General features: G+C 35.9%; 1 protein-coding gene. It reads right to left on the reverse strand.

Going from position 1 to position 1,205, the window contains the following annotated elements:
• Window positions 1–1,205 (reverse strand): glycoside hydrolase family 3 N-terminal domain-containing protein (locus tag BUB83_RS21165; RefSeq protein WP_200801516.1); only part of this gene is annotated, 1,205 nt, incomplete at both ends.

Here is a 1,205-nt window from a genome sequence, read left to right on the forward strand (position 1 = left end):
CCATTGATCAAGACAACAATAGTAGGTGTTCCTGTTGCTAATACTTGTTTTACTAATTCATTTTGTTGTCCTACTAAATCTAAATGTGCATTATCTCCATAGCTTTTTTGAAGGGTTACTGCTTCACGACTAGACATTGGCGAACCACCAATACACACAATAGCAACACTAGATTTTCGTGCTGCTTCTACCGCTTTTGCTATACTCTCGGTTTCTTCTTCTAATGTATATAATTCAGGATTTTTAGAAACCACCTCAGTTTCTGTCTCGATAACCATAACTTTTTTTGTTATTTCACACCCTTTTTCATATATAATCTTACAATCATCTTGTGCTTTTGCTTTAATCCCATCAAGGATACTATTTCCCAAATTAGGACGATGACTATAGTAACTAAATTCAATTGGGTCTGCATTAGGTCCAATAACTGCAATTGATTTGATGGTTTTTTTATCTAAGGGCAATAAATTATTTTCATTTTTGAGAAGAATCACTGTTTTGTCTGCAGCTTTTTTAGCAATTGCCTTATGCTTATCACAATTAACTAACTTATGTGCCTCATCTGGATTTACAAATGGATTTTCAAATAATCCTAGTTCAAATTTAACTTTTAAAATTCTTGAAACAGCTTGGTCTAAAAGTTTTTCAACCTTTTTATTTTTTTTAACAGCATTCAAAAGGTAAATATAAGCAGACCCAATTGGAATATCCATATCCAGCCCTGCATCTAATGCTTTTACTGCCGCTTCTTCTCTGTCAACTGCAACATTGTGTAAGATTGCCAATCGCTCCGCATCATTATAATCGGATATAACAATACCTTTAAAACCCCACTCATTACGAAGAATTTCTGTTAATAGCCATTTGTTCCCATGACAAGGTACACCATCTATTTCAGCGTGTGACGGCATAATTCCCATAGCATTAGCTTCCATTACAGCCGCTTTAAAAGGGGGTAATATTTCATCTCTAAAAACTCTTAGTGGAATGTCTGTTGGTGCAAAATTTCTTCCACCGGCTACCTGGGCATATCCTGCAAAATGTTTAGGTGATGAAATAATATGATTCTCTCTCACCCCATCACTTCCACCTTGCAACCCCTTTACAACCGATACTCCCATTCTTGAAACTAAATATGTATCTTCACCAAAGGTTTCTTCAATCCTTCCCCAACGAGGGTCACGTCCAATATCAAGCACTGGTGT

The organism is Clostridium grantii DSM 8605 (assembly GCF_900129965.1).
In the GTDB taxonomy this organism is placed as follows: domain Bacteria; phylum Bacillota; class Clostridia; order Clostridiales; family Clostridiaceae; genus Clostridium_AF; species Clostridium_AF grantii.